At 72.1% G+C, this 6,983-nt stretch carries 4 protein-coding genes; all 4 read right to left on the reverse strand.

What is annotated here, in order from left to right; all coding sequences use genetic code 11:
- Positions 1-129: 129 nt before the first annotated feature.
- Positions 130-2,094 (reverse strand): PHA/PHB synthase family protein, encoded by a 1,965-nt coding sequence (locus C667_RS18495; protein ID WP_004375187.1) that lies wholly within the window; start codon positions 2,092-2,094, stop codon positions 130-132.
- A gap of 23 nt (positions 2,095-2,117) precedes the next feature.
- Entirely contained in the window at positions 2,118-3,329 is a 1,212-nt protein-coding gene (locus C667_RS18500) for an ABC transporter permease (protein ID WP_245538499.1), read from the reverse strand.
- 11 nt (positions 3,330-3,340) lie between these two features.
- The gene (locus C667_RS18505; protein WP_157302413.1) at positions 3,341-6,478 is read right to left on the reverse strand and encodes an ATP-binding cassette domain-containing protein; all 3,138 of its coding nucleotides are present in this window, start codon (positions 6,476-6,478) and stop codon (positions 3,341-3,343) included.
- A gap of 44 nt (positions 6,479-6,522) precedes the next feature.
- The coding region (locus tag C667_RS18510) for an HlyD family secretion protein (protein ID WP_004375193.1) at positions 6,523-6,983 on the reverse strand (461 nt) is incomplete at its 5' end.

Consider the following 6,983-nt stretch of genomic DNA (forward strand, 5'->3'; position numbering starts at 1 on the left):
GCGCAGCCTGGGCTGCGGGCGCCGGCGAAGCCCCGGTGGGGCTCGCCTCCGCGCCCGCGCAGCGCCGCAGCGCCGGTGGGCGATGCGAACGCCCTGACACCGGCCAGCCAGCCTGCCCGCTGCATGCGTTCACTTCTCATGCACATAGCGCCCCGGGGCGTCGTCGAGCGCGGGATAGTCTGCGGCACCGATCGCCGGCGGCGCCACGCGCGCGCCGCTGCGCGCGGCGAGCCAGTCGATCCAGGCCGGCCACCACGAGCCTTCGTGCTCGGGCGTGTGCTCGAGCCAGTCTTCGGGCGGGACGTAGTTGCCGCCGGCCGGGCGCGTGCGCAGGCGGAAGCTGCGCCGCGGGCGGCCGGGTTCGCTGACGATGCCGGCGTTGTGGCCGCCGCTGGTGAGCACGAAGGTGATCTCGGTCGGCACCAGGTAGTGCAGCTTGTATACCGAGCGCCAGGGCGCGACGTGGTCGGTGAGGGTGGCGACGCAGAACACGGGCAGCTCGATGTCGGACAGCGCCACCGGCTTGCCGCCCACGGGGTAGCGCCCCTCGCTGAGGTCGTCGTTGAGGAAGAGCCGGCGCAGGTACTGGCTGTGCATGCGCGCGGGCATGCGCGTGGCGTCGGCGTTCCAGGCCATGAGGTCGTTCATCGGCGCGCGCTCGCCCATGAGGTATTCGCCGACGATGCGCGACCACAGCAGGTCGTTGGAGCGCAGGATCTGGAAGGCGCCCGCCATCTGGCCGGCGGTGAGGAAGCCGGTCTCCTCCATCTGCGCCTCGAGCAGGCTGACCTCGCTCTCGTCGATGAAGAGCGCGAGCTCGCCCGGCTCGGTGAAATCGGTCTGCGCGGTGAACAGCGTCATCGAGCCCAGCCGGGTGTCGCCGTCGCGGTCCATCGCCGCCGCCGCGATCGCCAGCAGGGTGCCGCCGAGACAGTAGCCGGTGGCGTGCACCTTCTGCCCGGGGAGGATGGCATTGATCGCGTCGAGCGCGGCGAAGAAGCCGAGCTGCAGGTAGTCGTCCATGTCGAGCGTGCGCTCCTCCGTCCCCGGGTTCTTCCACGAGATGCAGAACACGGTGTGGCCACGCTCGACCAGGTACCTGACCAGCGAGTTGTGCGGCGAGAGGTCGAGGATGTAGTACTTCATGATCCAGGCCGGCACGATCAGCACCGGCTCGGCGTGCACCTCGGCGGTGGCGGGCGCGTACTGGATGAGCTCGACGAGGCGGTTGCGCAGCACCACCTTGCCCGGCGTGACCGCCACGTCGCGGCCGACGACGAAGTCCTCGGTGCCGGCGGGCGGGGCGCCGCCGACCAGGCGCTCGAAGTCCTCGACGGCGTGGATGGCGCCGCGCACGAGGTTCATGCCGCCGCTCGCCTGCGTCTGGCGCAGCACCACCGGGTTGGTGGGCAGGAAGTTGCCCGGCGAGAACAGGTCGAGGAGCTGGCGCGCGGCGAAGGCGACGACCTGCTCGTGGTGGCGCGACACGCCGGCCACGCCGTGGGTGGCGGCGTCCCACCACTCCTGGCCGAGCAGGAAGGACTGGTGCATGAGGTTGAAGGGCCAGGCGTGCCACTCGGGCGCCTTGAAGCGGCGGTCCTGGGCGGGCGGCTCGATGCATTCGTGCGCGGCGCTGCCCGCCGGGGCGACGGCGAGCTGCTGCGCGTAACGCAGCAGGCGGCGCGTCTGCTCGATGCCGAGGTCGGCGAGCTCCATGCGCTTGCCTGGCGACAGCGCGAGGTGGCCGGCCCAGTCCATCGTGGCAAGCAGCAGCGCGATCGGCGACACCGAGGCGGTGGCGCGCGCGATGGCCGCGTGCACCCGGCGATCGAGCGGGTTGCGCGGCGGTGGCGGGGCGAAGGGTTCGGCGAAGCTGCGCGCGGGGTGAGCGGTGGGACGGGCGTGCGGTTTCGGCGTCTGCGCGGGCGTCGCGGAGGAGGCGCTCGAGGCGGGTGTGCTTGCGCCGGACGCGTGCGCGCGTGCACCGCGTGCAGGTTTGCCGGCCGTGCCGGTGGCCGCTTCGTTCACCGGCTGGCGCCGCGTGCGCGTCGGCGCGGCTTGCCTGGAGGGCGGCTTGGGGGCGGATGGACTCATCTGCATTCTCCTTTCGCGAGGGTTCAATTCTGCATCGTGCCGATGGTGTGGCGCAGGCGATGGTGCGCCAGGGCCAGGAAGACCGCGCCGATCGCCGCCACCATCGCGAAGGCCGGCCATACCACGTCCAGCCCGGCGCCGCGGAAGAGGATGGCCTGCGCGAGCGACACGTAGTGCGTGGTCGGCGCCAGCGCCATGATGGCCTGGATGGCCTCGGGCATGCTCTCGCGCGGGGTCACGCCGCCGGAGAGGATCTGCAGCGGCAGCAGGATCAGGATGGACATCAGCCCGAACTGGGGCATGCTGCGCGCGATCGTGCCCATGTAGATGCCGATCGAGGCGGCGGCGAAGAGGTAGAGCAGGGTGCCGGCGCCGAACAGCGCGGCCGAGCCCGCCACCGTGATGCCGAGCACGCCCTTCACCATCACCTGCAGCGAGAACGACGAGGCCACCAGCACCACCACGCCCATCGACCAGATCTTCGACAGCATGATCTCGAGCGGGGTGACCGGCATCACCAGCAGGTGCTCGATGGTGCCGTGCTCGCGCTCGCGGATCAGCGCCGCGCCGGTGAGCAGGATGCCGAGCATGGTGACGTTGTTGATGATGGCGTTGATCGCGGCGAACCAGCTCGCCTCGAGGTTGGGGTTGAACATGGCGCGCGGGACGAGCTCGACCGGCTGAGGCGCCGGGGCGCGCACGCGCTGCACGAAGGCGCGCACCTCGTCGGCGATGATGTTCTGGATGTAGCCGGCACCGGTCTGCGCCTGGCCCTGGCGGGTGGCGTCGATGTTGAGCTGCAGCGCCGGGCTGCGGCCGGCGAGCACGTCGCGCTGGAAGTTGGGCGGGATGTCGAGCACGAAGGTGTGGCGGCCGGCGTCCAGCCCGCGGTCCATGTCGGCGAGGCCGACGTGCTCGGGCGGCAGGAACTGCGGCGGCTGCAGCGCGGCGACGATGCGGCCGGAGAGCTGCGAGCCGTCCTCGTCCACCACCGCGATCGCGGCGCGCGAGAGGCTCTCGGGCTTGGCGCGGGCGTCGGCGTAGATCGAGGCGCTGAACATGAAGACGATCAGGAAGACCATCGCGAGGTCGCGCGACAGGCTGCGGAACTCCTTGAGGCCGAGGTTCCAGGTGTTGCGCAGGTGGCTGGCGCGGGTGGCGTGGCCTGCGCGGTTCGGCGGGCTGGGCGCGTCTGCCGGGCCTGGCGGGTGCGGGGGAAGGGGCTGGCGGGCCATGGTGGCGGCGCTCACTTGGCCTGCTTCTTCAGCAGCAGCGCCGACAGCAGGGTGAGCACGGGGATCGCGAGCGCGAGCGGCACGAAGGACCCGGCGAGGTCGGCGAAGCCGAGCGCCTTCGAGAAGGTGCCGCTGGCGATGGTGAGGAAGTGGGTGGTGGGGTAGATGACTCCGATCCAGTAGCCGCCGCCTTCGAGCGCGCTCACCGGGTCCATCAGCCCGGAGAACTGGATCGCCGGCAGCAGGGTGCCGATCGAGGTGCCGGCGAGCGCGGCGACCTGGCTGTTGGTGAGCGTCGACGCGAGCAGGCCGAGGCCGGTGGTGGCGGTGACGTAGAGCAGGGCGCCGGTGGCGAGCGCGAGGAAGCTGCCCTTGAAGGGCACCTGGAAGAGGGTGACCGCGAGCACGAAGAGGAGCGCGAAGTTGAACATCGACAGCGCGATGTAGGGCAGCTGCTTGCCGAGCAGGAACTCGAGCCGGGTGACCGGCGTGGTGTAGACGTTGAGGATGGAGCCGAGCTCCTTCTCGCGCACCACGCCGAGCGCGGTGAGCATGGCGGGGATGAAGACCAGCAGCAGCGGGATCACCTTGGGCACCATCGACACCAGGCTGAGCAGCTCGGGGTTGTAGCGGTAGCGCGGCTCGACGCTGGCGAGCGCGCGCACCGGGCCGGCGCCGGATTCGGCGATCACGTCGGCGAGCGTCTGTGCGTGCACGCCGCCGACGTAGGCGCGCGCGAGCTCGGCGCGCAGCGGCATCGAGCCATCCAGCCACACCGCCACCTGCGGCGCCTGGCCGCGCGCGAGCTCGCGGCCGAAGCCGGGCGGGATCTCGATCGCCATCGCCAGCCTGCCCGCGCGCATGCGCGCGTCGAGGTCGGCGTGGCTGTCGAGCGGCGCCTGTTCGAGGAAGTAGCGCGAGCCGGCGATGCGCAGGGTGTAGCGCTGGCTGGCGACGCTGCGGTCGTGGTCGAGCACCGCGTAGTGCAGGTCCTCGACGTCCATGGTGATGCCGTAGCCCATCACCAGCATCAGCACCAGGCTGCCGAGCAGCGCCAGCGTGAGGCGCACCGGGTCGCGCCGCAGCTCGGTGGCCTCGCGTGCGGAGAAGCTGAGCAGGCGGGCGAGGCTGAAGCGGGCGAGGCGGTCGGCGGCTGGCGTCGGCGTGGTCGCCGCGTCGTCGCTGCATTCGCGGCTGCCGCCGCTCCTACAGGGCGCGGTGGTGTCTGGCGGGTTGTAGGAGCGCCGGCCGGCGCGAACCTCAGCGTCCGCGGGCGGCGTCGGCGTGGTCGGTGTGTCGTCGCCGTGTTCGCGGCTGCCGCCGCTCCTACAGGGCGCGGTGGTGTCTGGCGGGTTGTAGGAGCGGCGGCAGGCGCGAACCTCGGCGTCCGGGGGCGTGGTCGGCGCGTCGTCGCCGTGTTCGCGGCTGCCGCCGCTCCGACAGGGCGCGGCGGTGTCTGGCGGGTTGTAGGAGCGCCGGCAGGCGCGAATTTCGGCGTCCGGGGCCGGCGCCGGCTCGGGGACCGTGCCGCTGGCTTCTTCCAGGTAGGCGATGAACGCGTCCTCGAGGCGCTCGCACCCGCGTGCGGCGGCGAGGGCGGCGGGGGTGTCGCTGGCGAGGATGCGGCCGGCGTGCATCAGCGAGATGCGGTCACAGCGCTGGGCCTCGTTCATGAAGTGGGTGGTGATGAAGATCGTCACGCCGTCCTTGCGCGACAGGTCGACGATCAGCGCCCAGAAATGGTCGCGCGCGACCGGGTCCACGCCCGAGGTGGGCTCGTCGAGGATCAGCACGTCGGGCCGGTGCAGCACCGCCACCGCGAGCTGCAGGCGCTGGCGGATGCCCAGCGACAGGGCGTCGGGCTGCAGGTCCATCACCGGGGCGAGGTCGAAGCGGCGTGCGAGCTCGGCGATGCGGGATGCGGCCGCGTCCGCGGGCAGGTGGAAGAGGCGCGCGTGCAGGTCGAGGTTCTGCCGCACCGAGAGCTCGCCGTAGAGCGAGAAGGACTGCGACATATAGCCCACGCGGCGGCGCGTCTCGATGTTGCTGGCGTCGAGCCGGCGCCCGAGCAGCAGGGCCTCGCCGGCGCTGGGCTCGAGCAGGCCGGTGAGCATCTTCATAGTGGTGGATTTGCCGCAACCGTTGGAGCCGAGGAAGCCGAAGATCTCGCCGCGTCGCACCTGCAGATTGACGTCGTCCACCGCGACGAAGTCGCCGAAGCGCATCTGCAGGCCGCGCGCCTCGATGACCACCTCGCCGGTCTCGATCGGCGGAATCTCCAGGCGACGATGGTCGCGCCGGCGCGCCTCGGGCAGCAGGGCGATGAAGGCCTCTTCCAGGGTGTCGGCGCCACCGGCCGCGCGCAGCTCGGCGGGCGTGCCGGTGGCGAGCACGCGGCCGGCGTCGACCGCCACCAGCCAGTCGTAGCCCTCGGCCTCTTCCATGTAGGCGGTGGCGATGAGCACGCTCATGCCGGGGCGGTCGGCGCGGATGCGGTCGATGAGCTCCCAGAACTGCCGGCGCGACAGCGGATCGACGCCGGTGGTGGGCTCGTCCAGGATGAGCAGGTCGGGGTCGTGGATCAGCGCGCAGCACAGGCCGAGCTTCTGCTTCATGCCGCCGGAGAGCTTGTTGGCGGGACGCTCGGCGAAGGCGGCCATGCCGGTGGCGGCGAGCAGCGCGTCGATGCGGCGCCGGCGCTCGGCCGTGGACTGGCCGAACAGGCGGCCGAAGAAGTCGATGTTCTCGAACACCGACAGCGTGGGGTAGAGGTTCTTGCCCAGGCCCTGCGGCATGTAGGCGATGCGCGGGCAGACGCGCGCGCGGTGGCGGGCGTCCGCCATGTCGCCGCCGAGCACCTCGACCGTGCCGCGCTGGAGCCGGCGCGCGCCGGCGATCAGGCCGAGCCAGGTGGATTTGCCCACGCCGTCGGGGCCGATGAAGCCGACCATGCGCCCGGCGGGGAGGTCGAGCGTGAGGGCGTCGGCGGCGCGGGTGTCGGCGTAGCGGTGGTGCACGTCGATGAGGCGCACCGCCGGTGGCAAGGCGCTGTGCGCCGGCGAAGAAGGCGCGCGCGTGCCCGGCTTGCCGGGTGGGGCGGCCGATGCGCGGCCAGGTTGGGTAGAGGGAGCGTCCGACGTGCCGGGCATGGAGGCCGGTGCGCCGCCTGGCGTCATGCCGTGCCCTCGAGTGTTCACGGCAGCCTCGGCTGCAGCTCGGGCGGCCACTCGCGCTGGGCGTTCAGGCGCAGGTGGGCCATGCCGGGCAGGCCGGTCTTGACCTGCTCGGGGTACTGGGCGAGGAGCTCGGGGTCGATGCGCGCCTTGACGCGGAAGACCATCTTCTGGCGCTCGCTCTGCGTCTCCACGGTCTTGGGCGTGAACTGCGCGACGCTGGCGACGTAGGACACCCTGGCCGGGATCACGAAGGCCTGCGCGGCGTCGAGCACGATGCGCACCTCGCTGCCGAGCGCCACGCGGCCGGCGGCCATCTCGGGCAGGAAGAAGGTCATGTAGACGTCGCCGACGTCGATCAGGCTCACCACCTTGCCGCCGCCCGCGACCACCTCGCCCGGCTGCACCACGCGGTACTGCACGCGGCCGCTGCGCGGGGCGCGCAGCTCGCCGTCGGCGATCTCGGTCTCGAGGCGGGGGG

Source organism: Thauera phenylacetica B4P (genome assembly GCF_000310225.1).
GTDB lineage: Bacteria > Pseudomonadota > Gammaproteobacteria > Burkholderiales > Rhodocyclaceae > Thauera > Thauera phenylacetica.